At 67.5% G+C, this 23,898-nt stretch carries 23 protein-coding genes and 1 riboswitch; of the genes, 6 read left to right on the top strand and 17 right to left on the bottom strand.

Translation table 11 applies throughout. The annotated features are described in order from the left end of the window. Window positions 1-180 precede the first annotated feature (180 nt). Window positions 181-2,562, bottom strand: a complete 2,382-nt coding sequence (locus KTC28_RS05410) for a hypothetical protein (RefSeq protein ID WP_216709588.1) — start codon at window positions 2,560-2,562, stop codon at window positions 181-183. A 127-nt stretch (window positions 2,563-2,689) separates the two neighbouring features. Between KTC28_RS05410 and KTC28_RS05415 the strand changes: the two genes are divergently transcribed. Together KTC28_RS05415 and KTC28_RS05420 are read left to right on the top strand one after the other, a co-directional pair. Continuing rightward, window positions 2,690-5,437, top strand: a complete 2,748-nt coding sequence (locus KTC28_RS05415; RefSeq protein WP_216709587.1) for an ATP-dependent DNA helicase — start codon at window positions 2,690-2,692, stop codon at window positions 5,435-5,437. Window positions 5,438-5,502: 65 nt separating this feature from the next. Beyond that, window positions 5,503-6,051 carry a SixA phosphatase family protein gene (locus KTC28_RS05420; protein WP_216709586.1) on the top strand — a complete coding sequence of 183 codons (549 nt, stop codon included), beginning with the start codon at window positions 5,503-5,505 and terminating at the stop codon, window positions 6,049-6,051. Window positions 6,052-6,406: 355 nt separating this feature from the next. Here KTC28_RS05420 and KTC28_RS05425 read toward each other — a convergent pair whose 3' ends face one another. The 11 genes from KTC28_RS05425 to KTC28_RS05475 are packed head-to-tail and all read right to left on the bottom strand — an operon-like array spanning window position 6,407 to window position 14,267. Then, window positions 6,407-7,327: an NAD(P)/FAD-dependent oxidoreductase gene (locus KTC28_RS05425; RefSeq protein ID WP_216709585.1), complete on the bottom strand. Its 921-nt coding sequence runs from the start codon at window positions 7,325-7,327 to the stop codon at window positions 6,407-6,409. A 28-nt stretch (window positions 7,328-7,355) separates the two neighbouring features. Beyond that, a complete protein-coding gene (locus KTC28_RS05430) occupies window positions 7,356-7,625 on the bottom strand; it encodes a hypothetical protein (protein WP_216709584.1) in 270 nt (89 codons plus the stop codon). Continuing rightward, window positions 7,622-8,002, bottom strand: coding sequence for a HesB/IscA family protein (locus tag KTC28_RS05435; protein ID WP_216709583.1), 381 nt, complete (start codon window positions 8,000-8,002; stop codon window positions 7,622-7,624). The genes KTC28_RS05430 and KTC28_RS05435 overlap by 4 nt, the downstream gene beginning before the upstream one ends. Beyond that, window positions 8,002-8,463, bottom strand: a complete 462-nt coding sequence (locus tag KTC28_RS05440; RefSeq protein WP_216709582.1) for an SUF system Fe-S cluster assembly protein — start codon at window positions 8,461-8,463, stop codon at window positions 8,002-8,004. The genes KTC28_RS05435 and KTC28_RS05440 overlap by 1 nt, the downstream gene beginning before the upstream one ends. Then, a complete protein-coding gene (locus KTC28_RS05445; RefSeq protein ID WP_216709581.1) occupies window positions 8,460-9,668 on the bottom strand; it encodes an aminotransferase class V-fold PLP-dependent enzyme in 1,209 nt (402 codons plus the stop codon). The genes KTC28_RS05440 and KTC28_RS05445 overlap by 4 nt, the downstream gene beginning before the upstream one ends. Further along, window positions 9,665-10,405 carry a SufD family Fe-S cluster assembly protein gene (locus tag KTC28_RS05450; protein ID WP_216709580.1) on the bottom strand — a complete coding sequence of 247 codons (741 nt, stop codon included), beginning with the start codon at window positions 10,403-10,405 and terminating at the stop codon, window positions 9,665-9,667. The genes KTC28_RS05445 and KTC28_RS05450 overlap by 4 nt, the downstream gene beginning before the upstream one ends. Beyond that, on the bottom strand, window positions 10,402-11,142 hold the full coding sequence (gene sufC, locus KTC28_RS05455; RefSeq protein WP_216709579.1) for a Fe-S cluster assembly ATPase SufC: 741 nt from the start codon (window positions 11,140-11,142) through the stop codon (window positions 10,402-10,404). The genes KTC28_RS05450 and sufC overlap by 4 nt, the downstream gene beginning before the upstream one ends. Next, window positions 11,142-11,537: a hypothetical protein gene (locus KTC28_RS05460; protein WP_216709578.1), complete on the bottom strand. Its 396-nt coding sequence runs from the start codon at window positions 11,535-11,537 to the stop codon at window positions 11,142-11,144. The genes sufC and KTC28_RS05460 overlap by 1 nt, the downstream gene beginning before the upstream one ends. Further along, window positions 11,530-13,017, bottom strand: coding sequence for a Fe-S cluster assembly protein SufB (sufB, locus tag KTC28_RS05465; RefSeq protein ID WP_216709577.1), 1,488 nt, complete (start codon window positions 13,015-13,017; stop codon window positions 11,530-11,532). The genes KTC28_RS05460 and sufB overlap by 8 nt, the downstream gene beginning before the upstream one ends. After that, window positions 13,014-13,457 (bottom strand): SUF system Fe-S cluster assembly regulator, encoded by a 444-nt coding sequence (locus KTC28_RS05470; protein ID WP_216709576.1) that lies wholly within the window; start codon window positions 13,455-13,457, stop codon window positions 13,014-13,016. Before KTC28_RS05470 ends, sufB begins: the two co-directional genes overlap by 4 nt. A 42-nt stretch (window positions 13,458-13,499) precedes the next feature. After that, window positions 13,500-14,267, bottom strand: a complete 768-nt coding sequence (locus KTC28_RS05475) for an N-formylglutamate amidohydrolase (protein WP_216709575.1) — start codon at window positions 14,265-14,267, stop codon at window positions 13,500-13,502. Between the two features lie 14 nt (window positions 14,268-14,281). On the opposite strand from KTC28_RS05475, the gene KTC28_RS05480 reads away from it, so the two are divergent. Together KTC28_RS05480 and KTC28_RS05485 are read left to right on the top strand one after the other, a co-directional pair. After that, window positions 14,282-15,163, top strand: a complete 882-nt coding sequence (locus KTC28_RS05480) for a transglutaminase family protein (RefSeq protein WP_216709574.1) — start codon at window positions 14,282-14,284, stop codon at window positions 15,161-15,163. 5 nt (window positions 15,164-15,168) lie between these two features. Then, a complete protein-coding gene (locus KTC28_RS05485) occupies window positions 15,169-16,032 on the top strand; it encodes a transglutaminase-like domain-containing protein (protein ID WP_216709573.1) in 864 nt (287 codons plus the stop codon). A 63-nt stretch (window positions 16,033-16,095) separates the two neighbouring features. Here the strand turns inward: KTC28_RS05485 and KTC28_RS05490 are convergent, their stop codons facing one another. Together KTC28_RS05490 and KTC28_RS05495 are read right to left on the bottom strand one after the other, a co-directional pair. Further along, window positions 16,096-16,860: an Npun_F0296 family exosortase-dependent surface protein gene (locus tag KTC28_RS05490; protein WP_226896127.1), complete on the bottom strand. Its 765-nt coding sequence runs from the start codon at window positions 16,858-16,860 to the stop codon at window positions 16,096-16,098. A gap of 235 nt (window positions 16,861-17,095) precedes the next feature. Then, the gene (locus KTC28_RS05495) at window positions 17,096-18,361 is read right to left on the bottom strand and encodes a Xaa-Pro dipeptidase (RefSeq protein ID WP_216709572.1); all 1,266 of its coding nucleotides are present in this window, start codon (window positions 18,359-18,361) and stop codon (window positions 17,096-17,098) included. A 212-nt stretch (window positions 18,362-18,573) separates the two neighbouring features. Here KTC28_RS05495 and KTC28_RS05500 point away from each other — a divergent pair, with 212 nt between their 5' ends. Next, window positions 18,574-18,987 (top strand): PIN domain-containing protein, encoded by a 414-nt coding sequence (locus tag KTC28_RS05500; protein WP_216709571.1) that lies wholly within the window; start codon window positions 18,574-18,576, stop codon window positions 18,985-18,987. Then, window positions 18,984-19,277, top strand: a complete 294-nt coding sequence (locus KTC28_RS05505) for a pilus assembly protein HicB (protein ID WP_216709570.1) — start codon at window positions 18,984-18,986, stop codon at window positions 19,275-19,277. The genes KTC28_RS05500 and KTC28_RS05505 overlap by 4 nt, the downstream gene beginning before the upstream one ends. Window positions 19,278-19,336: 59 nt before the next feature. On the opposite strand, the gene prfB is transcribed toward KTC28_RS05505, so the two are convergent. The 3 genes from prfB to cobU all read right to left on the bottom strand — a co-directional run bounded on the left by prfB (window position 19,337) and on the right by cobU (window position 23,522). Further along, a protein-coding gene (prfB, locus tag KTC28_RS05510; RefSeq protein WP_216709569.1) for a peptide chain release factor 2 occupies window positions 19,337-20,465 on the bottom strand; the annotation gives its coding sequence in 2 pieces (ribosomal slippage) (window positions 19,337-20,395 and window positions 20,397-20,465; 1,128 coding nt in all). 73 nt (window positions 20,466-20,538) lie between these two features. After that, window positions 20,539-22,953, bottom strand: coding sequence for a penicillin-binding protein 1A (locus KTC28_RS05515; RefSeq protein WP_255602294.1), 2,415 nt, complete (start codon window positions 22,951-22,953; stop codon window positions 20,539-20,541). A 53-nt stretch (window positions 22,954-23,006) separates the two neighbouring features. Beyond that, the gene (cobU, locus tag KTC28_RS05520) at window positions 23,007-23,522 is read right to left on the bottom strand and encodes a bifunctional adenosylcobinamide kinase/adenosylcobinamide-phosphate guanylyltransferase (RefSeq protein ID WP_216709568.1); all 516 of its coding nucleotides are present in this window, start codon (window positions 23,520-23,522) and stop codon (window positions 23,007-23,009) included. A 30-nt stretch (window positions 23,523-23,552) separates the two neighbouring features. Next, window positions 23,553-23,753: riboswitch (cobalamin riboswitch) on the top strand. The last annotated feature ends 145 nt before the right edge of the window (window positions 23,754-23,898 follow it).

The following is a 23,898-nucleotide window of genomic DNA, read 5'->3' on the forward strand; positions in this document are numbered from 1 at the left end:
GCCTGTCTGGCAGGCGCAATCAGGGTATCGGGCCCGACTGCGGCTCGATCCGGGCAAAGCGTGTCGCTGTGTATCGCGCGGCACCAATCGCGCGTCGAAGTGTAGCCGCCGGCCGGAATGGCGGCGGTTCGACATCGTTCGCCCTGCGTCGGCGATGATGGACCGGCCGGATGCCGAGGCTCAGCCGCCGATACGCGCGATCGCTGCCGGGTTGTCGCGCAGCTTGAGGTACAGCTGCCCGTCGACGGGGCGGGGCACCGCCAAATTGTCTCCCGGATAGCCTTCGGGCACCTCGACCGGCTTGGCGAAGTCGGGGGTCGCCGATACCGCGGCGATCAGGAACAAGCCGCTCCCGGTCAACGCGCAGGCACCGCGTTTATCGGCGCAGCGCAGCCGGTCGAGCTTGGGCAGGCGGACGAGCGTTCCGAGGTCCTGCCAGTCACTGGCGACCCCGTCGTGGACGACGCGGAAGTGGAGCGGACCGAACACCGACGGCCCGAACGCCGTCGCCGCGTCCAGAGCCGCCACCGCGACGTGGTCATCCTGCAGCGTCAGTCCAGCCGACGCCGTCAGCATCGTCGAGCCGCTGCCCGATACGGTCGCGACCTCGACCGTGTCGCGGACGGTGAAAGTCGTGTCGGGGCCCATGCGGAGCGAAAAGGTCAGCCGCGCGTCGTGCGGCAGCTGGCCGGTATCGTCGAGCTTGACCGCGAGGCGCGGGGCAACCGCGGGCAGCGCCACATTCTTTCCGATCAGCGTCACGATCGGCCGCGGCGCACCGACGGTGATCTTGAGGCTTTTCGAACGGCCGTCGTCGAAGCGCACGCGCCCGGTCGTCGACTGGCCGGGCGTCCAGTCGACCGCCGTGCCGTCCGCCGCCATGCGCAGCGTGTCCCCATCCTTGGTCCGGGCGAGGACACCGGGCTTGAACGTCGCGCCGTCGACGACGAGGGTCGTGACCTCGTCGAGCCGATTCCCGGTGAGCGTGCCGAAATCGTCGCCGGCGTGGAGGTCGAAGCCGCTGACCCGCGTCCGCTGCGCATAGCTCGTCACGGTGACGGCGTCGTCGGCAGCACCGTCGTGCGCGATCAGCAGCGTCATCTTGCCGGCGTCGGACTTGGTCAGCGGCAGCGTCAGCGCGATCGTGTCGAGCCCGCTCGCCTTCCACGCGACCGGCCGCGCCTCGCCCGATGCCGACCGCAGCGAAACCCCGGTGACACACCCGGCGGCACCGCCGGTCAGCGCGATCGGCTCGTCGCGCCCGACGACCGGGACGGTATCGCTGTCGGCGAGACGCCACTGTCCCGGCCGCGGCGTTTGGAGTTGGAATGTCGGCCCGTCGAACGGTTCGAAACCCCAGCTGCCGTGAAGCACGGCCTCGATCGAATCGCCGAGATGCGCGGCGGCCAAGGCGCCGGTGGCGACGACAAAGCCGCCTTTTTCGGCAACCGGCACGGCGGGCAGCTCGATCGCGCCGCCATCGCTCGTCGGCACCCTGAGCATCATGTCGTGGGCGTAGGCGGTGGCAAACACGAGCGGTGCGCCGCTGACGGGGAGCACGACTTCGGCATTCCGGGCGCAGACCGGCGCCGCTGGTTCGATCTTTTCGAGCACCGGCAGCCGTGACGGGATGACTGCGGGCAGCGCCGCGACGAGCACCGACTTCGGATTGTGAAACGACGGCACGGCGTTGAGGATCATGCCGAGCTGGTCGCCCGCCGTCGTCGCCAGCGCCGGGATGTACTGGTAGCGCGCGGTGTGAAACGAACTGAGCACGCCGATGATGTCGCGCACTGCTGAGATATACGGACTGTAATAGCCGAACCCGGCCTTGGGCGTCGCGGCGAGCTGGAGCGCGACATCAGACCCCGCCCCCGTCAGCGTGTCGGCGACGCCGTTGCTGTGCCCGTCGTTGAGGACGAGCGAATCCTGGTTCTGCATCAGGCACGCCGCCTGCAGCTCGGCGACCTTCTGCAGGCAGTCCGGGTTGATCTTGACCGCGAGACTGCGCGCCAGCAGCGGCGTGATCGTCTCGAGCCGGTCGGGGTGGAGGACATCGCGCTTCCCGACCGCCTCGAGGAAAGCGACGAGCCGCGCGTGGTCGAGCGACGCCTGATTGAGCCCCTGCGACGCCCGCACCAGTGCGCCGGGCCGGCCGCGGACCGCATTGACCAGCGTTGAAAAATCGCCGCCGGTTGCCGGGGCGAGGAACAGGATCACCTGCCGGGCCGACGCAGGCACGGTCAGCTTCAGTCCGGCAGCGCCCTTGGGCGTCCACGTCTGCGACTGGAAGAACCAGGTCTTCGGCGGCGGATTGGTCGCCCCGCGCAGGAAGGCAGCGACCAGCAGGTAGTGCGCCGACTGATCGGGCGGCAAATTGGTGCGGATCGACAGCTCGTCACCCTCGGCAAGCTGCGCCACTTCGGCGATCGGCAGCACATGACCGTTGCGGGCAACCGTGATCTGGAGCGACGGGCCCGACAGGTCGAACGGCGCGGGGTCGGCGCCAGCCATGGCCGGAACCAGCAGCGCGAGGACCGCTGCAACGAGTGATTTGCGCATCATTGTCCATCAACGCGAAAACCGGTCGTCTCGACCAACGCGGAATGGTGCGCAAGCGTTCGTTCAGCAGATAGGCCGCGAGCCGCCACCCGTTGTTCCGTCTCCGTTCTCGCGGTATAAGGCGTCGATGCCCGCTGGTCTCCCTTACCCTGCGCTTGTCGCCAACCATGCCGGGATCTGGATCGATGCCGTCCCGGTGTCGCGCGGGGAGGCGATCCGGCGCGCGGCGGACACTCCGCACCTGCTGCTCAACGCGGCGGTAACCGCGTCGCGCCTTGGCTATCCGGAATTGTCGGGGATGGACCTGCTCGAACTGTTCGCCTTCGTCCATCCGGCGCGCTTCGTCGTGCCGACCACCGGGGGGCTGGCGCGGGTTCTCGACCTGCCAGTTCCCGGCGACGGGGCGGCGGAGAGCGGCTTTCTGCGCGATGCGGCGGCGCTGTTGCTCGACCGGCTCGGCGCGGCGGACTGGCGTGAACGGCACGGCGCGTACGGGATCGCGCAGGCGCTCGGCCGACTCCGCTGGAGCTGGGGGAGCGAGGTCGCGCGGCGGATCAAGGCCCCCGAACGTCCCGAACGGACGGTGTTCACGACGTTGCCGAAGTGGGAAGACGCGCCGCCCCGCGCCAAGCCGCGCGACGTCGCGGTCGCCGATGGCGAGGTCGACGCCCGCCTCGACCGGATGCTTGGGATCGGGGCCGAGCGCCGCGACGGGCAGCGCGCGTATGCCCGCGCCGCCGCGCATGCCTTCCGACCGCGCAGCCTCGCGTCCGCTCCCAATGTCGCGCTGATCGAGGCCGGGACGGGGATCGGCAAGACGCTCGGCTATCTCGCCCCGGCGACGTTGTGGGCCGAGACCGCGCAGGGGACGGTGTGGCTGTCGACCTACACCAAGGCGTTGCAGCGCCAGTTGGATCACGAGACCGCGCGCGCCTACGACCCGACGGTCAAGGCGGCGAAGGTCGTCGTCCGCAAGGGCCGCGAGAACTACCTCTGCCTGCTCAACCTCGAGGACGCGGTCCAGGGCGGGTTCGCCGGGCGGCCCGCGATCTTCGCGCAGCTCGCGGCGCGCTGGGCAGAATATAGCCGCGACGGCGACATGGTCGGCGGCGACCTGCCGGGGTGGTTGATGACCCTGTTCGGGCGCCCGGCGTTCGCCGCGCTGACCGATCGGCGCGGCGAGTGCGTCTACGCCGGCTGCCCGCACTACCGGACGTGCTTCATCGAACGATCGACCCGCGCCAGCATCCACGCCGACCTCGTCATCGCCAACCACGCACTGGTGATGATCAACGCCGTCCGCGGGCGCGCCGAGGGGGCGGCGATGACGCGGATCGTGTTCGACGAGGGGCATCATTTGTTCGACGCCGCCGACGCAACCTTCGCCGTCGCGCTGACCGGCAACGAGGCGATCGAGGTCCGCCGCTGGATTCTCGGCCCGGAGAAGTCCGCGCGCGGGCGGCGGCGCGGGCTGTCGGCGCGGCTGTCGGACCTGATCAGCTACGACACCGAAGGCGCGCTGGCGCTCGAGGAAGCGAGCCGTGCCGCTCGCGCCCTGCCCGCCGACGGCTGGGGCGCGCGGCTGGTTGCCGGCATCGCCGACGGGCCGGTCGAACTGCTCCTCGCCGCCGTCCGCGCACAGGTGTTCGCCCGCGCCGCCGACCGCCCCGGACACAGCGAAGCCGGCTATAGTCTCGAAACCGAGGTCGCCGAGGTCCAACCCGCGGTCGTCGAAGCCGCCGAGGGCGCGGCACAGGCCCTCGAAGCACTTTCGCGGCCGCTCGCGGCCCTCGAAGCGCGACTTGTCGCGGTCCTCGACGACGCCCCCGACTGGCTCGACGGCGCGGCGCGGGCACGAGTCGAGGGCGCGGCGGCGGGGCTGCGGCTGCGTTGCCAGACGCTCGGTAGCTGGGTCGGGCTGCTCGCGCGGCTCGGCGGCCCCGCCGACGCCGACTTCATCGACTGGTTTGCGGTCGACCGGATCGAGGGCCGCGAGCTCGACGTCGGCGTCCATCGCCACTGGCTCGACCCGACGCGGCCGCTGGCGAAGGCGGTGTTCGAACCGGCGCATGGTGTCATCGTGACCTCGGCGACACTGCGGGCGCGAACAGCGGTGCGGGCCAGTGCGGGCAACAGTGCGGCCAATGGCGCGGACAGCGGTGCGCCCGACGACGACTGGCGGACGTCGGAGCTGAGGACCGGGGTGACGCACCTCGCCTTGCCACCGCAGCGGTTCGCGGTTGACAGCCCGTTTGACTATGCGGCCAACGCCCGGGTGCTGATTGTCACCGACATCAAGCGCGGCGATATCCCCGCACTTGCGACCGCGTACCGGCGGCTGATCGAGGCGGCGGACGGCGGCACGCTCGGGCTGTTCACCGCGATCGCCCGGCTGCGCGCGGTCCACGCGCGGATCGCCGACCCGCTGGCGAAGGCGGGGTTTCCGCTCTACGCCCAGCACGTCGACCCGATCGACACCGGCACGCTCGTCGACATTTTTCGTGCCGAACCAAGGGCTTCTTTGATCGGTACCGATGCGCTCAGGGACGGCGTCGACGTCCCCGGTCAGTCGCTGCGCCTCGTCGTTATGGAGGGGGTGCCGTGGCCGCGCCCGACCGTCCTCCACGCCGCGCGCCGAGCGGCATTTGGCGGCGCGGCGTACGACGACCTCGTCACCGCCGGGCGGCTCGCGCAGGCGTTCGGGCGCCTGATCCGCCGCGCCGACGACCGCGGCACCTTCGTCCTGATCGGCCCCGCTGTACCAAGCCGGCTCCTCACCGCTTTCCCCGCCGGCACCCGCATCGACCGCGTCGGCATCGACGCCGCCGTCGCCGCCGTCCGCGACAGCCAGCACATCGCTGCACCCGTCGATTAAACCTTCGTTGTCATATTCGTGCGCTACCGCTAGGCCCGAATTCTGGTGACGAAGGGCCGACGCCGGTGAAGACGCTGACCTTGCTGCGCCATGCCAAGTCGACGTGGGACGACCCCGTCGAGCGCGATTTCGATCGGCCATTGAACGGTCGCGGGCGCCGTGCGGCGGCGCGGATCGGGCAATGGCTGCGCGACGAGGGGCGCGGCGATGATGGCGCACCCTTCGACCATGTCCGCGCGTCCCCGGCGGTGCGTGTCCGCCAAACCATCGAGGGTGTCGAGGACGGGTTGCGGCGGCGGCTGAACCCGATGTTCGACGCGCGCATCTATCTCGCAAGCGCGGTGACATTGCTCGATATCGTCCAGGGTTTCGAAGAATCTGCAGCGACCGCGCTGCTGATCGGCCACAACCCGGGGCTCGAGGACCTGCTCCTGCTCGTCACCCCCGACGCCGATCCGTTGCGGGGGGAGGCCGAGATCAAATATCCGACGGCGACCCTCGCGGTCCTCGACCTCGATATCGCGACGTGGCGCGACGCCGGCGCCGGCTGCGCGCACCTGCGCCACTTCATCCGCCCGCGCGACCTCGACGCCAGCCTCGGCCCGGACGACTGAGGCCGAGCGCCCGCGACCCTGGAAGGTTACACAAGTCCACTGAACGACCAGCTTTTCGCGGTCACCGACGTACCCTCAGGGCATCCGGGCAGCGCGCTAATCGGCCGCTGGTCAGGCGCGGAAGGTTACACAAGTCCACCGAACGACCAGCTTTTCACGCCCGCGAGCGGCGGTCAGCTGCTGCACATCGAGGAATCGCGGGCTTCGGCACAGTGCTTCGGCATCGGCACCCGGGAGTTACCAGCAATGAGAAAGAGCATGCCACCGGCGGATACGCACCGGGTCGAACGCTCGATCATAGCCGATCGCCGACCCTGTAGGACAGCGCTGGCTCGCGACCAACAGCGATGTCGCCCTACCGGTACGTCGGCCTGACCTCGGCGAGGTCGTTGCGGATCGTCGTCGCGGCGACCCCGCCCTCGCCCATCGCATGGCTGATCTGGTCGAGTCCGAGGACGACGTCGCCCGCGGCATAGAGGCCCTTGATGCTCGTTCGCTGGTGCGTGTCGACGATGACGCAGCCGGCGTTCTCGGTCTTCGCGCCCAGCGCTTCGGCGAGTTCGGAGTGGATTTCCGATCCGAGCGCCGGATAAACGCTAGCGAACGAGAGTCGCCCGTCTGCCGCCGTGAACGAAAGACCGTCGCCGCCGAGGGTGAAGTCGCGGGCCGGACCGTCGATCAGGACGACACCCGCGTCGGCAAGCCTGCCGCGTTGCTCAGCCGTCAAATCGTGCGGCCCGTCGGCGGCGACGAGCGTGACGTCGCCGGTATAGCCGCGCAGGAACAGCGCCTCCTTGGTCCCGCGGTCGCTGGTACCGATGATGCCGACCTTGCGATCGGTAACCTCATAGCCGTCGCAGATCGGGCAATAGCGCAATGCGCCCGCGGCGAGAGCGGCGTCGTGGAGGGCGTCGTCGATTGCCGGGCGGTGGTTGAACACGCCGGTCGCGAGCAAGACGGCGCGCGCGCGGACGGACCCGGCGCTGCCGTGCGCGACGAAGCTGTCGCCGTCACGCTCCATGCGCTCGACCCGGTCGACGACGACCGACGCGCCATATTCGACGGCCTGCTCGCGCATCGCCGCGACGAGCGCAGTGCCGGTAATCCCGCCGGGGTAGCCGGCGTGGTTACGCGTCAATGGGATGGTTTCGGCGCGGCTATGCCCGGCATCGACGACGATCGTCCGCAGGTGGAATCGCGCGAGATAGATTGCGGCGGTCAGCCCCGCCGGGCCACCGCCGACGATGACGACATCGCAATCCTCTGCCTCGGCCATCGCGCGCTCCCTATCGTCCGGCAGGGGGTCAAAGCGCGGACGAGACCGTCCTGTTCCGTGCGGCTTTTTTGTCCGCCTTGCGCTGGGCCTCATCGGCCTTGCGCTGCGCTTCCTCAGCTTTGCGCGCACGTTTGCCGCGCCTGCGGTCGCGCTCTTTCTGCCCCGGAGCGACGGTGTTGATCCCGGCCCCGACGATCCGGATCGGCGCGATGACGACGTCGGCCGCCGCACCGACGACGGTCGAGACGCAGCCGCCGAGGCCGAGAAGCAGCCCGGCGACGGCGACCTTGCGGATCAAACGGTGAAGCTCTCGCCGCAGCCGCACTGCCCCTTGGCGTTAGGGTTGTTGAAGACGAAGCCAGCGGCGAAATCGTCCTCGGCCCAGTCCATCTCGCTGCCGATCAGGTACATCAGCGAGCCGCCGTCGATGAAAAGCGTCCCGCCCGGGGTCGCGACCGCCTCGTCGCCGGGCTTGGCTTCGGTAACATAGGTCAATGAATAAGCGAGGCCAGAGCAGCCGCGCTTGGGGGTGGTCAGCCTGACGCCGGCAGCGGCTTCGGGGGCCTTTGCGATCAGGTCGGCGATGCGTGCGGCGGCGTTGGCGGTCACGGTGATCGGCGCGGGACGCGGGCGGCGGACACGCGGGGCGGTCGGCGCTTCGGCGAGGGCGTCCATCAAAGCATCCCCAGTTCGAGCTTGGCCTCGTCGGACATCTTGCCGGGGTCCCATGCCGGGTCCCAGACGAGATTGACGTCGGCGGTGGCGACTCCGGGGACGGTCATCACGCGCATCTCGACCTCGCCGGGCATCGTCTCGGCAACCGGGCAGTGCGGCGTCGTCAGCGTCATCGACACGGTGACATGGCCCTCGTCGACCTCGACGCCATAGATCAGGCCGAGGTCGTAGATGTTGACCGGGATTTCGGGGTCGAAGATGCCGCGCAGCGCCTCGATCACCGCGTCATGGACCTCGCCACCGGGCGCATCGGCTGGAATGGTCGCGGGGGGCTGGTTGAGAAAGCCTTCGAGATAATCGCGCTGATGAGCGGAGCCGACCGGGGGCGCTTTCGCCACGACGGGGGCTTCGTCGACTTCGACGGTGGTGAAGCTGCGCCCAGTCTCGTTGAGATCGCTCATCCGAAGATCCTCGTCACTCGCTTGACCCCGTCGACCAGCCGCTCGACGTCGCTCATATCGTTGTACACCGCGAAGCTCGCGCGCGCCGTCGCCGGCACCCCGAGCGCGTGCATCAGCGGCTGGCAGCAGTGATGCCCGGCGCGGATGGCGACCCCGCCCTCGTCCAATATGGTGCCGATATCGTGCGGATGCACCCCGGCGACCGCGAAGCTGACAATGCCCGCCGACGCGTCGGGGCCGAACAAGGTTACCGAGTTGATCCCGCGCAGGGCATCGCGCGCGGCGAGGGCGAGACTGCGTTCGTGCGCGTCGATGACGTTGATGCCGATGCCCTCGACATAGTCGATCGCCGCCGCCAGCCCGATCGCGCCGACGATGTGCGGGGTGCCCGCCTCGAAGCGCGCGGGGGCGGGGGCGTAGGTCGTGCGCTCGAAGGTCACCGTCTCGATCATCGAGCCGCCGCCGTGCCACGGCGGCATGGCGCCGAGGATCTCGCGGCGCGCCCACAGCACGCCGATCCCGGTTGGCCCGTAAAGCTTGTGACCCGAGAAGGTATAGAAATCGGCGCCGAGCGCGGCGACGTCGATCGCCAGCCGGGGGGCCGCCTGGCAGCCGTCGACGAGGAGAAGCGCCCCGAATGCGTGCGCGGCGGCAGCAACCCGGGCGATGTCAGTGACGCCGCCCAGGACGTTCGAGATGTGCGTCACCGCGACGAGTTTCGTCCGCGGGGTCAGCATGGCTTCGAGCGCGTCGAGGTCAATCTGATGATCGGCGGTAAGCGGGGCGACGTCGATCTCGATCCCGGTGCGGTCACGGAGCAACTGCCACGGCACGATATTGCTGTGGTGTTCGAGCGCCGAGATCAGGATGCGGTCGCCGGGCTTGAGGCTGTTGCCCCACGAATTGGCGACGAGATTGATCGCCTCGGTCGCGCCGCGAACGAAGACGATCTCGTCGGCGCTTCCGCCGATGAAGCGCGCGACGGTCGCACGCGCTGCCTCGTAACGCTCGGTCATCGTCGCCGAGCGGGCATAGACGCCGCGATGGACGGTCGCATATTCCGGGCCATAGGCGCGCGCGATCGCGTCGATGACGACGGCGGGCTTCTGCGCGGTCGCGGCGGAGTCTAGGTACGCCCAATTGTCGGCGAGGCCGGGGAAATCGGCGCGGTGGTCGTGGCGGAGGTTGAAGACGGGGGCGTTCATGCCGCGCTCCGCAGCCAGTCGACCGCCAGCGCCGCAAACGCTTCGTTGCCGGTCAGCGCGTCGGCGATGAACGCCTCCGTCAGCAACGCCTTCGCCTCATCGGGGCCGACGCCGCGGCTGGCGAGGTAGAACAGGGCCTGAGCGTTCAATTCGCCGACCGTAGCACCGTGGGCGCACTTGACGTCGTCGGCGAAGATTTCGAGTTCGGGCTTGGCGTTGGCGGTCGCCGAGCGCGACAGCAGCAGCGCCTTGACCGACTGGACCGCGTCGGACTTCTGCGCGTCGCGGGCAACCGCGACCTTGCCGAGGAAGCTCCCCGTCGCGCGGTCGTCGAGGACGCTGCGGATCGTCTGGTGGCTCGTCGCATTCGGCTCCGCATGGCGGACGGTGGTGACGATTTCGAGCGTCTGCTCACCGCGCCCGAGGATCACTCCGCCGAGACCGAAGTGCGCGCCGTCGCCAAGCGTGATGTCGAGCGCGACTCGGCCATAGGTGCCGCCGAAATTGAGCACGGTCATGTCGAACCGCGCCCCGGCTTCGACGGTGATGTCGAGCTGGACGATCCCGACTGCGCCGTCGGCGGCATCCTGAAGGATATCGCGGGTCAGGCTCGTCCCGGCGGGAACGACGACGACTTCGGGGGCCGCGACCGGCCAGACGCGCGCGACGGCGGCGAGGTCGCTATAGCGCCACGCCTCGTCGCGGCGGGTCGGCAGCGCGGTCGTGCGGCCCGTCACGCGGCAATGTCCTGATAGCCGTCGCGCTCGAGCGTCAGCGCGAGTTCGGGGCCGCCGCTGCGGACGATTCGCCCGCCGACGAGGACGTGGACACGGTCGGGAACGACATAGTCGAGCAGGCGCTGGTAATGGGTGATGAGCAACGTCGCGCGGCTCGGCGAGCGCCCGCGGTTGATCCCGTCGGACACCACGCGCAGCGCGTCAATGTCGAGGCCCGAATCGGTCTCGTCGAGCACCGCGACTCGCGGATTGAGGACCGCCATCTGCACCATCTCGTTGCGCTTCTTCTCGCCGCCCGAGAAGCCGACGTTGACCGGGCGCTTGAGCATATCCATCGACAGGCCGAAGCCCTCGGCCTCGGTCTTGACCAATTTCATGAACTCGGCCCCCGATGCCTCGGCCTCGCCGCGCGCACGGCGCTGGGCGTTGAGCGCGGTGCGGAGGAAGGTCAGGTTCGACACGCCGGGGATTTCGACCGGATATTGCAGCCCGAGGAACAGCCCCGCCGCCGCGCGCTCATGTGCATCGAGGGCGAGCAGGTCGGTCCCGTCGAGCGTTACCGAACCCGCCGTGACCTCATAGCCCGCGCGCCCGGCGAGGACATACGACAGCGTCGATTTGCCGGCACCGTTCGGCCCCATGATCGCGTGGACCTCGCCCGCGGCGACGGTCAGGCTCAGGCCGTTGAGGATCGCCTTGCCGTCGACGGTCGCGTGAAGGTCGGTGATGGTCAGCATTATTGGGCTTTTTCCTGGTCGAGCTTGGTGCTGACAGCGGTGACGACCGTCTGGCTGCGAAGATCGGTTTCGATCGCCAGCACCGACTGTTCGGCGACGGCGGCGTTATACTCGGCCGACTCCTTGGGGGCACCGATGCGGCGGAACTTGCTGACCTCGGTGACGAGCTTGGCCCGCACCGGCATGCATTCCTTGAATGTCGCGTCGGCGGCATCGGCGGCCTGTGTCGTCGGGGTTGCGAGCCGCTTGACCGTGGTGTCGAGGCAGTTCGCATAATCGTTGGTCGCCGCATCGACCTTGGCGCGCGCCAGTTGGCCGTCGACGGGAGCGCGCGTCGGCGGCGCATCGCAGGCGGCTAGGGCGAGCAGCCCGATCAAGACGAGCCGATTATCCAACGCTGCCCTCCAGGCTGATGCCGAGCAACTTCTGCGCCTCGACCGCGAACTCCATCGGGAGCTGCTTGAGCACCTCGCGGCAAAAGCCGTTGACGATCAGCGCGACCGACTCCTCCGCGTTAAGCCCCCGCGACATCGCGTAGAAAAGCTGGTCGTCGCTGATCTTCGACGTCGTCGCCTCATGCTCGATCTGCGCGATCGGGTTGCGCACCTCGATGTACGGGACGGTATGCGCCCCCGACTGCGACCCGAGCAGCAGCGAGTCGCATTGGGTGAAGTTGCGGACATTCTCCGCCGACGCCGCGACGCGAACGAGCCCGCGATAGGTGTTGTCCGACCGCCCCGCCGAGATCCCCTTCGACACGATCGTCGAGCGAGTGTTCTTGCCAAGGTGGATCATCTTGGTGCCGGTGTCGGCTTGCTGGCGGTTGTTGGTCACCGCGACCGAGTAGAATTCGCCGACCGAGCCCTCGCCCGACAGGACGCACGACGGGTATTTCCACGTGATCGCGCTGCCGGTTTCGACCTGCGTCCAGCTAACCTTCGACCGCGCACCTTTGCACAACGCGCGCTTGGTGACGAAGTTGTAAATCCCGCCGACGCCGTTGACGTCGCCCGGGTACCAATTCTGGACGGTCGAGTATTTGATCTCGGCATCGTCCATCGCGATCAGCTCGACGACCGCGGCGTGAAGCTGGTTCTCGTCGCGCATCGGCGCGGTGCAGCCTTCGAGATAGCTGACATGGCTGCCCTTGTCGGCGATGATCAGCGTGCGCTCGAACTGGCCGGTGTTGGCGGCGTTGATCCGGAAATAGGTCGACAATTCCATCGGGCAGCGAACGCCTTCGGGGATGTACACGAAGGTGCCGTCGGAGAAGACCGCACTATTGAGGCAGGCGAAGAAGTTATCACGGACCGGCACGACCGAGCCGAGATATTTGCGGACGAGGTCGGGAAATTCCTTCACCGCCTCGCTGATCGAGCGGAAGATCACCCCGGCGCGCTCGAGTTCGGCGCGGAAGGTCGTCGCGACGCTGACGCTGTCGAACACTGCATCGACCGCGATCCGGCGCGACCCCTCGACACCGGCGAGCATTTCCTGCTCGGCGATCGGGATGCCGAGCTTCTCGTAAGTCTTGCGGATTTCGGGGTCGAGTTCGTCGAGCGAGCCGATCGTCGCCTTCGCCTTCGGCGCGGCGTAATAATAGGCGTCCTGATAGTCGATCGGCGCGACGTTGAGCTTGGCCCAATCGGGCGCTGTCATCGTCTGCCAATGCCGGAACGCCTTCAGGCGCCAGTCGAGCAGCCACTCGGGCTCGGACTTCTTCGCAGAAATATAGCGGACGGTGTCCTCGGTCAGGCCCTTGGGCGCCATCTCCGATTCGATGTCGGAGACGAAGCCCCATTTATACGTCGCAAGGTCGTCGACCGCGTCGTGCGCGGCGTCGTTGCGGAAGGGGGCGGTAAGCTGGTCGGTCACGCGACTACCTCGATCTGGGCCATCGCCACCTGCGCCACCGGACCGGCAAGGTCGGCAAGCGTCACGGCGGCGAGGGCAGCGCGTACCGCGACGTTGATCGGACGCCAATGCGGGCGAACCGCACAGCTTCCTTCAAGCGCGCACGCCGATACTTCACCATGCTGGCAGTTGGTCAGGGCGATCGGGCCATCGACCGCCTCGACAATGTCGGCGACGCTGATCGCCGCCGTTTCCCGCGCCAGCCGAAACCCGCCGGCGACACCGCGCGAACTGGCGAGCAGCCCGGCGCGCTTCAACAATCCCATGACCTTGGCGACCGTCGGCGCAGGAATGCCGGTCCGCGCCGCCACCGCCGCCGCCGACAGGCAGCAGTCGGGACTGCGCGCTGCCGCAGTCATCACGACCACCGAATAATCGGCGAGGTTGGTCAGGCGGAGCATGAAGCGCGCACGGTCCTTAAAAGCGGAGCGAATTGGTGCGGCTTATGTGGGGGAGGGCGCCGCCAAGTCAAGCGCTGCGGGCAACATCGCCGTCAGCCGCGCGCTCCATTCGTCGATCCCGGCACGGCTGGCGAGCAGATCCTGGCGGATTTCGATCTCGACATACGGCAGTCCCGCCGCGAAGGCGTGGCGCGGGATCGTGTAGTCGATGTTGTCCATCGCGTACGGATCGTTGTCGCCGACGACGAGCGCGCGGTCAGCGCGGAACACCGTAAGCATCGCCTTCGCCAAGGCGTCGTTCGCGCCGTTGTGGAGGACGCCGCAATGCCATGGCCGCGCGAACCCGCGCATCTCGGGGGTGAAGCTGTGGAGCGCAACGAGCTGGGTCGGTTGTCCTCCCGCAATCCGCCGCTCGAGCTCGGCAGCGATGACGGCATGGTACGGCGTATGGATAGCTGCGACCCGCGCGGCGCGCGCAGCCGCGGTGAGCGCGGCGTTGCCCGGGACGGTCGTGCCGTCGCTCACTGCGGGAATCGCGTCGGCCGCACCCGGATCGCGGTTGCAGTCGATCACCAGCCGCGAATAGACCTGCCGGATGAAAACGGCGTCGAGCGCGGCCGCAAGCCGCTGGCCGAGCTCGGCAATCCCGATGTCCCAGCCGATGTGGCGCGACAATTCGGCGTCGCCCAGCCCGAGGTTGGCGAGCGCATTGGGAACCACGCGCCCGGCGTGATCGCCGATCAACAGGAACGATGACCGGCCCGATGGGTTGACCACCGCCGCTGCATCGGGTTCGTTCTGGTCGAGCAAGCCTTGGATCCTCCATGCCGATCCTGACCATCGCGCATATCACGACCTACGCCTACCGCCAGCCGGTCGCGTTCGGCGATCACCGGATCATGGTCCGCCCGCGCGAAAGCTACGACCAGCGGCTGTTGGCTTCGCGGCTCGACATCGACCCGGCGCCGTCCGAGGTCCGCTGGCTCCAGGACGTGTTCGGCAATTCGGTGGCAATCGCGTGCTTCAATCGCCGCGCGACGAGGTTGCGGATCGCCGGGCACACCCGACTCGATCACCGACCGCAGGCGATCGAGGCCGTCGCGGTCGAAAGCTATGCGCGGCGCTACCCGTTCACCTATTCGTCCGAGGACATGCCCGACCTGCTGCGCTCGATCGAGCGCCAGCACCACGACCCAGACCGCATCGTCGACCGCTGGGCGCGGAGTTTCATCGGTGGCGAGGGGCGGATCGAAACGACCGAGCTGCTCGCGACGATGACGGCAACGATTCGGCGTGAGTTCGCCTATCTTGCGCGGCACGAAGCGGGAACGCAGACGCCGATCGAAACGCTCCAGCGGCGGCGCGGAACCTGCCGTGACTTCGCTGTGCTGATGATCGAGGCAGCGCGCGCGCTCGGCCTCGCCGCACGATTCGTGTCGGGCTACGTCTATGACCCGCATTCGAAGAACGATCGGCTCGGCGGCGGCAACACGCATGCGTGGGTGCGCATCTTTCTCCCCGGCTCGGGCTGGGTCGAATACGACCCGACCAACGGCATCGTCGGCAACGTCGGACTCGTCCGCGTCGCCATCGCCCGCGACCCGTATCAAGCGGTCCCGCTATCGGGAACGTGGAGCGGCTTCCCTGCAAGTGAACTCGGAATGGACGTGAGCGTTAACGTTACCGTCGACGATCCCGAGGAGTAAGACCGATGTTGATCCGCGCTGGTTATGACATCGCTTTCGCCGCGACCGCGCCGACGCCGATGATGGCGATGCTCAGCATCCACCCGTCGCGCAACAAGGATCTCAAGACGCCGCACCGGCTCCTCGCCAGTCCCGACGTCCCGACCTACGACTATGTCGATGCGTTTGGGAACACCTGCACCCGGCTAACCGTCCCGGCAGGCGGGGTGACGCTGAGCTGCGATTTCATCATCGAGGATAGCGGCATCCCCGACATCCAGTCGCCGCATGCGATCCAGCATCCGATCGAGGAGCTGCCTGACGACATCCTGATCTATCTGCTCGGCAGCCGCTACTGCGAGACCGACCGGCTGTCGGACACGGCATGGTCGTTGTTCGGCCACATCCCCGCGGGGTGGCAGCGGGTATTGGCGATCGTCAACTTTGCGCACAACCGGATCAAGTTTGGCTATCAGGATGCGCGTCCGACCCGGACGGCCTGGGACGCGCATCAGGAGCAGGTTGGCGTCTGCCGCGACTTCGCGCATCTTGCGATTACGCTGTGCCGCTGCATGAATATCCCGGCGCGCTATTGCACCGGCTATCTCGGCGACATCGGCGTCGAGCCGATCGACGCGGCGATGGATTTCAGCGCGTGGTTCGACGTCTATCTTGGCGGCGAGTGGCACACCTTCGATGCGCGCCACAACCAACCGCGGATCGGGCGCATCCTGATGGCACGCGGGCGCGACGCGACGGATACCGCGCTGACGACCGCCTTCGGTCCGGCGGTTCTCAGCCGGTTCGAGGTGCACACCGACGAAGTGCCTGAGGTCAATCCGGCGATGGGCGCGACTGCCGCGACCGGTGCCGCCGAGCAGTATATCTAGGCTGGGACGCAAAATGGCGGGGCCGCCGTGTCCGGCGGCCCCGCCAATCTGCACGAAGCCAGCTTAGGCTGTGACCGACACGCGGCGGCGGCGTGTGGCAAAACCGACGAGACCGAAACCGGCGATCATCATTGCCCAGCTGCTCGGCTCGGGGATCGTGTTGCCGCTGATGGTGTTGAAGAAGCCGACGGTGTGGTTGTCGGATTCATAACCAGCGTTCGCTGTCGTCTCGCGGAAGACGACCTTGTCGAACGTCCCCGAGAGATCGAAGAAGTTGATGAAGACGTACGGCTGGGTGTTGTTGTCGCCAAGGAACGGCGCATCGGGGTTGCCGAGGTAGGCGGGCTTCGAGATCGTCGCGGCAAGGACGCCGGCGGGGTTCAGCGTGCCGACAAGCGTTTCACCCTTGTAGAAATCGACGACGTTGCCGGTGTCGAGCGCCGAGAGGTAATAGCCGAAATAGTTGATCCCGTTCGGCACGGTGATCGGATCGGCGGTCAAGGTCAGGCTGTATGACGGCGTATAATCGAAGGCGACGGCATATTTGCCCGAACCGCCGGCACCGCCGTACTGGTCCGCATTATTGATCTGAAGGCCCGAATAGCTTCCCGTGATCGCACCGGAGGTGCCGAAATCGGTCGTGAACGACTGGCCGCTGCCGGTGCTGCGCGAGTTGAAATCCTCGACGCCGTCGATGTCGAAGCCGGCGCTGCTGTGTTCGACGCCCGGGTTTTCGTACGTGATCTTGAATGTGTCGAGAGCGAAGGCCGGAGCCGATACCACGAGGGCCAGGCCAAGGGCCGCAAGGGTCGATAGCGAACGCATCATAAAAAATCTCCCGAGCGCGACCTCTCGCCCGCTCGATCGTTACGTCGCAATAACCATGCCAGTCCTAAATAGTATTAAGGATATCATCGGTTTGCATTTCGCCCAAAGGCTTACGCGAACAATCATTGGAATATCGCAATTTCAGTTAATGATTATGCGAGGCAATTGTGTCGGATATCTTTACATTGGCGGTCCGCCGCGGGCTGTCCGACCGCCCCCTCGAAATATCGCAAGACTATTTTGCCGTGCGGCCGTCTTTCACCAACACTCCGCCTTTGATCACCACCGGGATCGCCTGCAGCAGCTTTACATCGCCCAGCGGATCGCCCGCGACCGCGATCATGTCACCCCAGTCACCCGGCTCGAGTGCGCCGACATCGGTCCGCCCGAGCGCGAGCGCCGCGGTCGTCGTCGCCGCGCGGATCGCTTGGAGCGGGGTCATGCCCCACTGGACCATCGTCGCGAACTGGCGCGCATTGGTGCCGTGCGGATAGACCCCGGCGTCGGTCGCGAAGCCCATCTTCACCCCGGCCCTGACCGCGCGCTGGAAGGTCTGGCGCTGCTTGAGGCCGATCGTCTTTTCCTTGTCGAGACTCTCCTGCGACGTGCCGTTCGCGGTGCCGGTCGCGAGGATATAATCGTCGTTGTAGATATCCATGTCGAAGAAGCTGCCGTGCGCCTTGGCGAGCGCGATCGTCGCGTCACTGGCGAGGCTGGCGTGTTCGATCGTGTCGACCCCCGCCATGATCGCGGTGCGGATGCCGTCGTCGCCGTGCGCGTGCGCCGCAACTTTCATTCCGAGCATGTGCGCCTCGTCGGCGATCGCCTTCATCTCGTCGAAGGTGAGCTGTTGCGCACCGACCGCGTCGCCGGTCGAGAACACGCCGCCGGTCGCGCAGATCTTGATGACCTGCGCGCCGTATTTGTGCAGCCAGCGGACCTTGGCGCGGGCCTCCTCGGGTGAATCGACGATCGACGCGTCCTTGCGGTCGTACGACGGCGGCAGCGTGGCGTTGTCGCAATGGCCGCCGGTCGCGCCGATCGCATACGCCGCGGTGATGATCCGCGGTCCAGCGATAAGGCCCGCGTCGATCGCCTGTCGCAGCGCGACGTCGTCGAAGTGGTCCGAGCCGACATTGCGGACCGTGGTGAAGCCCGCGTCGAGCGTCGTCTTCGCATTGGCGACCCCGACGATCGTCCAGAAGCCATCGGTATAGGCATAGCGCCGATAGCCCCCAATCGCGGCGTCGCCGGTCAGGTGGACGTGAAGGTCGATCAGCCCGGGAAGGAGGGTCATGCCGGGCAAGTCGATCCGCCGCGCGTCGGCGGGAATAGCGATGCCGCTGCCGCTCGCGACGACATGGCCGTCGGTGACGACGACGACGGGGTTGTCGATTGTCTTGCCGGTAGCGGGGTCGAGTAGGTGGGCGGCAGTGACTGCGATGGTTTCTGCGGTCGCGGGCGTGGCGAGGACGGCGGCGAGTAACAGTGTGCGGATCATGGTGGCCCCTCTAACTCTTCATCTTCCTCGTGGAGAGGCAACTGCCGCCCGCGCGGCGAATGAAAGTGGACCGGTGGCAACGACGTGGCAATACCAAGCACCTGGCTTCCGTGTCGCCCATGCGTGAGCGAGCATCTCACCATTGGTAAAACAGCGCAGGAACGCAAACCGCTGTCACATCGCCCGGAACATGATACATGGCAGCCATGCGCATGGTACTCGACACGGACGCAGTCGTCGCGGCGATGCGCTCGCCGACCGGAGGATCAGCGGCGCTGGTGCGGGCGGCGCGCCGGGGTGAGGTCGTGCTGACGGCGACCGTGCCGCTCGCGATCGAGTATGAGGCGGTGTGTTCGCGGGCCGAGCATGTCGTTGCGGCGGGGTTCTCGCCGGGTGATCTGATGGTGTTTCTCGATGCGCTGGTAGGCTTGCTCGAACCTGCCGACGTATGGTTCCTGTGGCGACCGCAGCTTCGCGACCCGGGCGACGAGCTTGTTCTCGAAGCAGCGGTCAACGGGCGGGCGGCGGCGATCGTCGGGTTCAACCGCCGCGACTTTGGCGTTGCTCCGGCGCGCTTCGGAATTACATTCATGACGCCCGGCGAGGCGTTGAGGAGGCTGATATGACCGACCGTCCCGCTCGGACCCCGACCTACCCGCTGCGCCTGCCCGCGTCGATCAAGCGTGAGGCCGAGCGCCTCGCTGCAACCGACGGCACCAGCTTCAACCAGTTCGTCGCCTCCGCCGTTGCCGAAAAGGTCGGCGCGATGCGGACGGCGGCGTATTTCACCGACCGGCGAGAGGCTGCGGACTGGGCGGCGTTCGACCGGCTGATGGGGCGAACGGGCGGAGTGCCGCCGCGCGACGGGGACGAGGTACCGACCGATCTTGCGACACGCTTCGGTCCGGCAGGCTGATCGACGCGACCGTCGGCCTGCTGCTGGCCGAGCGTCATCGGCAAGCTCTGGCTCGAGCCCTAATCGGCGTCGTCGACATCGACCTGCTCGCCCGTAACGCGCTGCGACAGCGCTGCCGCCATGAACGGGTCGAGTGCGCCGTCGAGAACATCCCCCGGCGCGGTGCTCGTGACCCCGGTCCGCAGATCCTTGACAAGCTGGTACGGCTGGAGGACGTACGATCGAATCTGGTGGCCCCAGCCGATGTCGGTCTTGCCCGCCTCGACCTCCGCCGACTCCGCTTCGCGCCGCGCGAGTTCGCGTTCGTACAGCCGGGCCTTGAGCATCTTCATCGCGGTCGCGCGGTTCTTGTGCTGCGAGCGCTCGTTCTGGCAGGCGACGACGACGCCGCTCGGCAGGTGGGTGATGCGGACCGCGGAGTCGGTGGTGTTGACGTGCTGGCCGCCCGACCCGGAGGCGCGGTAGGTGTCGATCTTCAAATCCTTGTCGTCGACGACGATGTCGATGTCGTCGTCGACCACCGGATAGACCCAGACGCTGGCGAAGCTGGTGTGCCGCCGCGCCGCGCTGTCGTACGGGCTGATCCGGACGAGGCGGTGGACGCCGCTTTCGGTCTTGGCCCAGCCGTATGCGCCCGCGCCCTTTAGAAGCAGCGTCGCCGACTTGATCCCCGCCTGCTCGCCGGCGTGATAGTCCATCAGCTCGACCTTGAAGCCGCGCTTCTCGCCCCAGCGGGTGTACATTCGCTGGAGCATCCCGGCCCAGTCCTGGCTCTCGGTCCCGCCCGCGCCCGAATTGACCTCGATATAGCTGTCGTTGCCGTCGGCCTCTCCGGCAAGAAGGGCTGCGACCTTGTCGGTCTCGGCCTTCGCTGCGAGCGCGCCCAGCGCGGCGACGCCGTCGTCGGCCATCGCGGTGTCGCCCTCCGCCTCGGCCATCTCGATCAGTTCGGAGGTGTCGGCCAGCTCGCTCTCGATCGCGCGCGTCGCCGAAATCGCCTCATCGAGACGACGGCGCTCCTGCATGACGGCCTGCGCGGCCTTGGGGTCGTTCCACAGCGTCGGGTCTTCAACCCGCGCGTTCAGTTCGTCGAGACGGCGGAGGGCGCGATCCCAGTCAAAGAAACCTCCTCAGCAGGTCGAGCGCCTGCTGAATTTTAACGACATGGGCTTCGCCCTCGGCACGCATTTTCGGTGGTCCTAAACTTCAATTGTCATCCCGGCGGTGGCCGAGAGTACAGATATAGGTGTGGGCAGCCCGCCTAGTATATCCCGCCGCTCTTGCGCAAGAAATCGGAGTCCGAGCGGACCACGACATGCCCCTTCTCCGCCACGGGGTCGCGCGCGAGGCTTCCGGTGCGGCGCGGTTCGCTCTCCGGTTTGAACGCCTCCCAAATGATCGACGCCTTGATGTCGGTGTCGTCGGGGGTGCCGCCGTAGACGCGCTTGCCCGAGCGGCGCTCGACCTTGACCATGCGGATGCCGGGGGCGACCTGGAACGGGATCTTCGGCATGTCCTTCAATGCGACGTCGGCGAATTCGTGGAACACCGGCACCGCGATCGTCGACCCCTGCGCGCCGCCGCCGAGCGGGCGCGGCTTGTCGTAGCCGAGGTACAGCCCGCCGACGAGGTCGGGGGTGCCGCCGACGAACCAGACGTTGGTCGGGCCGTTGGTCGTGCCGGTCTTGCCCGCCATCGGGCGTTCGAAGTCGCGCAGCCGGACGGCTGTGCCGCGGGTGACGACACCCTCCATCAGGTGGACGATTTGGTAGGCGGTTCGCGCGTCGATCGCCTGTTTCGGGACACCGCCGGGGCGGGGCATCGGCTCGCCGGCGTAGTCGGGCGTGTTGCAGCCGTCGCATTGGCGCTCGTCGGCGCGCCAGATGACCTTGCCGTCGCGGTCCTGGACGAAGTCGATCAGTGTCGGCGACATCTTGCGCCCGGCGTTGAACAGCTGTGAGTAGGCGTTGACCATGCGCCCGACCGTCGTATCGCCCGCGCCGAGCGCGATCGCCAAAACCGCCGGATAGTCGCCGACACCGAGCGCCTTCGCCTGCGCGACAACCTTGTCCATGCCGGTGTTGTACGCGACACGCACCGTCATCAGGTTGCGCGACTGTTCGAGCCCCCAGCGCAACGTCTGCGCCCCGGCATAGCCGCCGCCGAAGTTCTTGAAGCATTTGGTCCCGAGCGATTTGGTCTGGAAGACGCAATATGGCGCGTCGACGACGATCGACGACGGGGTGAAGCCGTTGTCCATCGCGGTCGCATAGACGATCGGCTTGAAGGTCGACCCCGGCTGGCGCAGCGCTTGCGTCGCGCGGTTGAAGCTCGATGCGCGCGCGTCGAAGCCGCCGACCATCGCCAGTACCCGCCCGGTGTGCGGGTCTTCGGCGACGAAGCCGCCCGAGATCGCCGGGATCTGCCGCAACGCGTAGCTGCGCCCCGACTTCGCCACGGGGACGACGTCGCCGGTCTTGAGCAGCCGCGCCGCCGGGATATTGTTGAGCGTGCTCGTCGCACTCGAGGCAAGCAGCGTGCCCGTCGAGCCGTCGGTGAAGCCGATGCGGAAGTCCTCGCCCTCCCGCCCGAGGACGACCGCCGGATACCAGTCGGCATAGCCGACGCCGAGATGCACCGACTGCAAGCGCTCGGGCCAGCCGTCGCTCGTATCGATATGCGCGGGGGCACCGTGCCAGCCCTTGCCGCGGTCGTAGCGGACGAGGCCGTCGCGCAATGCCTTCTCAGCAGCAGCCTGGAGCTTCGGATCGAGCGAGGTGCGGATCCACAGCCCGCCGCCGTAAACGCTGTTGCGCCCGTCGCCGGGTTTCTCGCCGAACTTGGCGATCAGCGTCCGGCGGACGTCCTCGAGGAAATAATCGCCGGTATCGAGCTTCGGCGGGGCGCGGTTCGCCACCGCGTCGATCGGCTCGGCGGTCGCTGCGGCTGCCTCGGCCTTGGTGATATAGCCGTTCGCCGCCATCTGGTTGAGCACATACGCCCGCCGCGCGAGCGCGCGTTCGACATGGACGGTTGGCGAATAGGTCGACGGCGCCTTGGGCAGGATCGCGAGATACGCATCCTGCGCAAGGTCGAGATCGGCGACCGACTTGCCGAAATACGACTGCGCTGCCGCCTCGACGCCGTAGCTGTTCCGCCCGAGGAATATCTGGTTGAGGTAGAGTTCGAGGATCTGCTGCTTGGTGAACGCCGCCTCGATCCGCCGTGCGAGCACCGCCTCCTTCAGCTTGCGGACGTAGCTGACCTCACCGTTGAGCAGCAGGTTCTTCGCCACCTGCTGGGTGATCGTCGAGGCGCCCTTGGGCCGGCCCGACGAGCCGAGGTTGGTCCATGCGGCGCGGGCGATGCCGAGGAAGTCGATTCCGCCGTGGTGGAAGAAGTCCTTGTCCTCGGCCGAGATATACGCCTGGACCAGCCGCGGCGGCAGTTCGTCGTAGCTCAGGTACAGGCGACGCTCGCGGCTGAAGCTCGTTAGGATCGTGCCGTCGTTGCCGCGCACGGTCGACGGCAGCGGCGCGGCGTATTCGGCGAGTTTCGACGCATCGGGCAGCCCGGTCGTCACCCACGCATACAGTCCGACCGCGGCAGCCGCGCCGAGCAGGACGAGCACGCCGAGAATGATTGCGGCGGTGCGGAGACGGCGGGCGGTGGTCACGGGGCGGGGTATAGCATGGCCGCGCGCGGGTGAAAGCGTGGTCTGTCGCGCCGCTATTTCAGTCGCATCGCGATCCCGGCGACGACCAGCCGGACATCGTCGACAGCGGCGGCGACTTGCTGGTTCAGTCGCCCGGCGACGTCGCGGAACTGCCGTGCAAGCGCGTTGTCGGGGACGATTCCCCAGCCGACTTCGTTGGTGACGAGGACGATGATCCCTGCGGAGGACGCGATTGCCGCGACAAGCTCAGCGCCTGCCGCGTCGGCGTCGACCCCGGCAAGCATGGTGTTGCTTGCCCACAAGGTCAGGCAATCGACCAGAAGCGTGCGACCGGCACTCGCCTCGCGGACGATTGCCTCGGGGAGGTCGAGCGGGCTTTCGACCGTGCGCCAGCGGGCATCGCGGTCGCTGCGATGGCGGGCGATGCGGTCGCGCATCTCGTCGTCGAACGCCTGCGCGGTGGCGATGAAGACGAGCTCGCCGCCGGAGGATTCGGCCGCGCGTTGTGCCAGCCGGCTCTTGCCCGAACGCGCGCCGCCGATGAACAAGGTCGATCGTGTCTCGGTCAAACTTGCTTGCCCCCGCCGCCGCGCGCCGATAAGGCGTCGATCGTGACAGGTTCCCAGAGATGGGATGAAAAGGGAACCCGGAAGCAGACAGTCGGTCTGTAATCCGGGGCTGTGCCCGCAACTGTAACCGGCGAGCCTTCGCCCAAGTGCCACTGGAGTTTACGCTCCGGGAAGGCGGGATGAAGGTGCTGACCCGGGAGCCAGGAGACCTGCCTGTCGCGGTCGTACCTTCGCGTGGACGGGGTGTTCCAAGCGATCGAGGTGAAATCCTCGCGTGTCGACGTCGTCGGGGTCGTGCGCGCGGGAAAGCTCCCGTGTCTTCGCGAATGCTGATGCGTGCCACCGGTGCATGCGGCCCCTTGTTGTCGATCAAGGG

The organism is Polymorphobacter megasporae, from assembly GCF_018982885.2.
Lineage (GTDB): Bacteria > Pseudomonadota > Alphaproteobacteria > Sphingomonadales > Sphingomonadaceae > Polymorphobacter_B > Polymorphobacter_B megasporae.

Coding starts and splice junctions, on each gene's coding strand:
- KTC28_RS05435 (WP_216709583.1), bottom strand. CDS start 8,002: ATGGACGCCCTCGCCGAAGCGCCGACCGCCCCGCGTGTCCGCCGCCCG.
- KTC28_RS05410 (WP_216709588.1), bottom strand. CDS start 2,562: ATGCGCAAATCACTCGTTGCAGCGGTCCTCGCGCTGCTGGTTCCGGCC.
- KTC28_RS05480 (WP_216709574.1), top strand. CDS start 14,282: ATGCCGATCCTGACCATCGCGCATATCACGACCTACGCCTACCGCCAG.
- KTC28_RS05485 (WP_216709573.1), top strand. CDS start 15,169: ATGTTGATCCGCGCTGGTTATGACATCGCTTTCGCCGCGACCGCGCCG.
- KTC28_RS05445 (WP_216709581.1), bottom strand. CDS start 9,668: ATGAACGCCCCCGTCTTCAACCTCCGCCACGACCACCGCGCCGATTTC.
- KTC28_RS05490 (WP_226896127.1), bottom strand. CDS start 16,860: ATGATGCGTTCGCTATCGACCCTTGCGGCCCTTGGCCTGGCCCTCGTG.
- sufC (WP_216709579.1), bottom strand. CDS start 11,142: ATGCTGACCATCACCGACCTTCACGCGACCGTCGACGGCAAGGCGATC.
- KTC28_RS05415 (WP_216709587.1), top strand. CDS start 2,690: ATGCCCGCTGGTCTCCCTTACCCTGCGCTTGTCGCCAACCATGCCGGG.
- KTC28_RS05440 (WP_216709582.1), bottom strand. CDS start 8,463: ATGAGCGATCTCAACGAGACTGGGCGCAGCTTCACCACCGTCGAAGTC.
- KTC28_RS05495 (WP_216709572.1), bottom strand. CDS start 18,361: ATGATCCGCACACTGTTACTCGCCGCCGTCCTCGCCACGCCCGCGACC.
- KTC28_RS05505 (WP_216709570.1), top strand. CDS start 18,984: ATGACCGACCGTCCCGCTCGGACCCCGACCTACCCGCTGCGCCTGCCC.
- KTC28_RS05470 (WP_216709576.1), bottom strand. CDS start 13,457: ATGCTCCGCCTGACCAACCTCGCCGATTATTCGGTGGTCGTGATGACT.
- KTC28_RS05425 (WP_216709585.1), bottom strand. CDS start 7,327: ATGGCCGAGGCAGAGGATTGCGATGTCGTCATCGTCGGCGGTGGCCCG.
- KTC28_RS05500 (WP_216709571.1), top strand. CDS start 18,574: ATGGTACTCGACACGGACGCAGTCGTCGCGGCGATGCGCTCGCCGACC.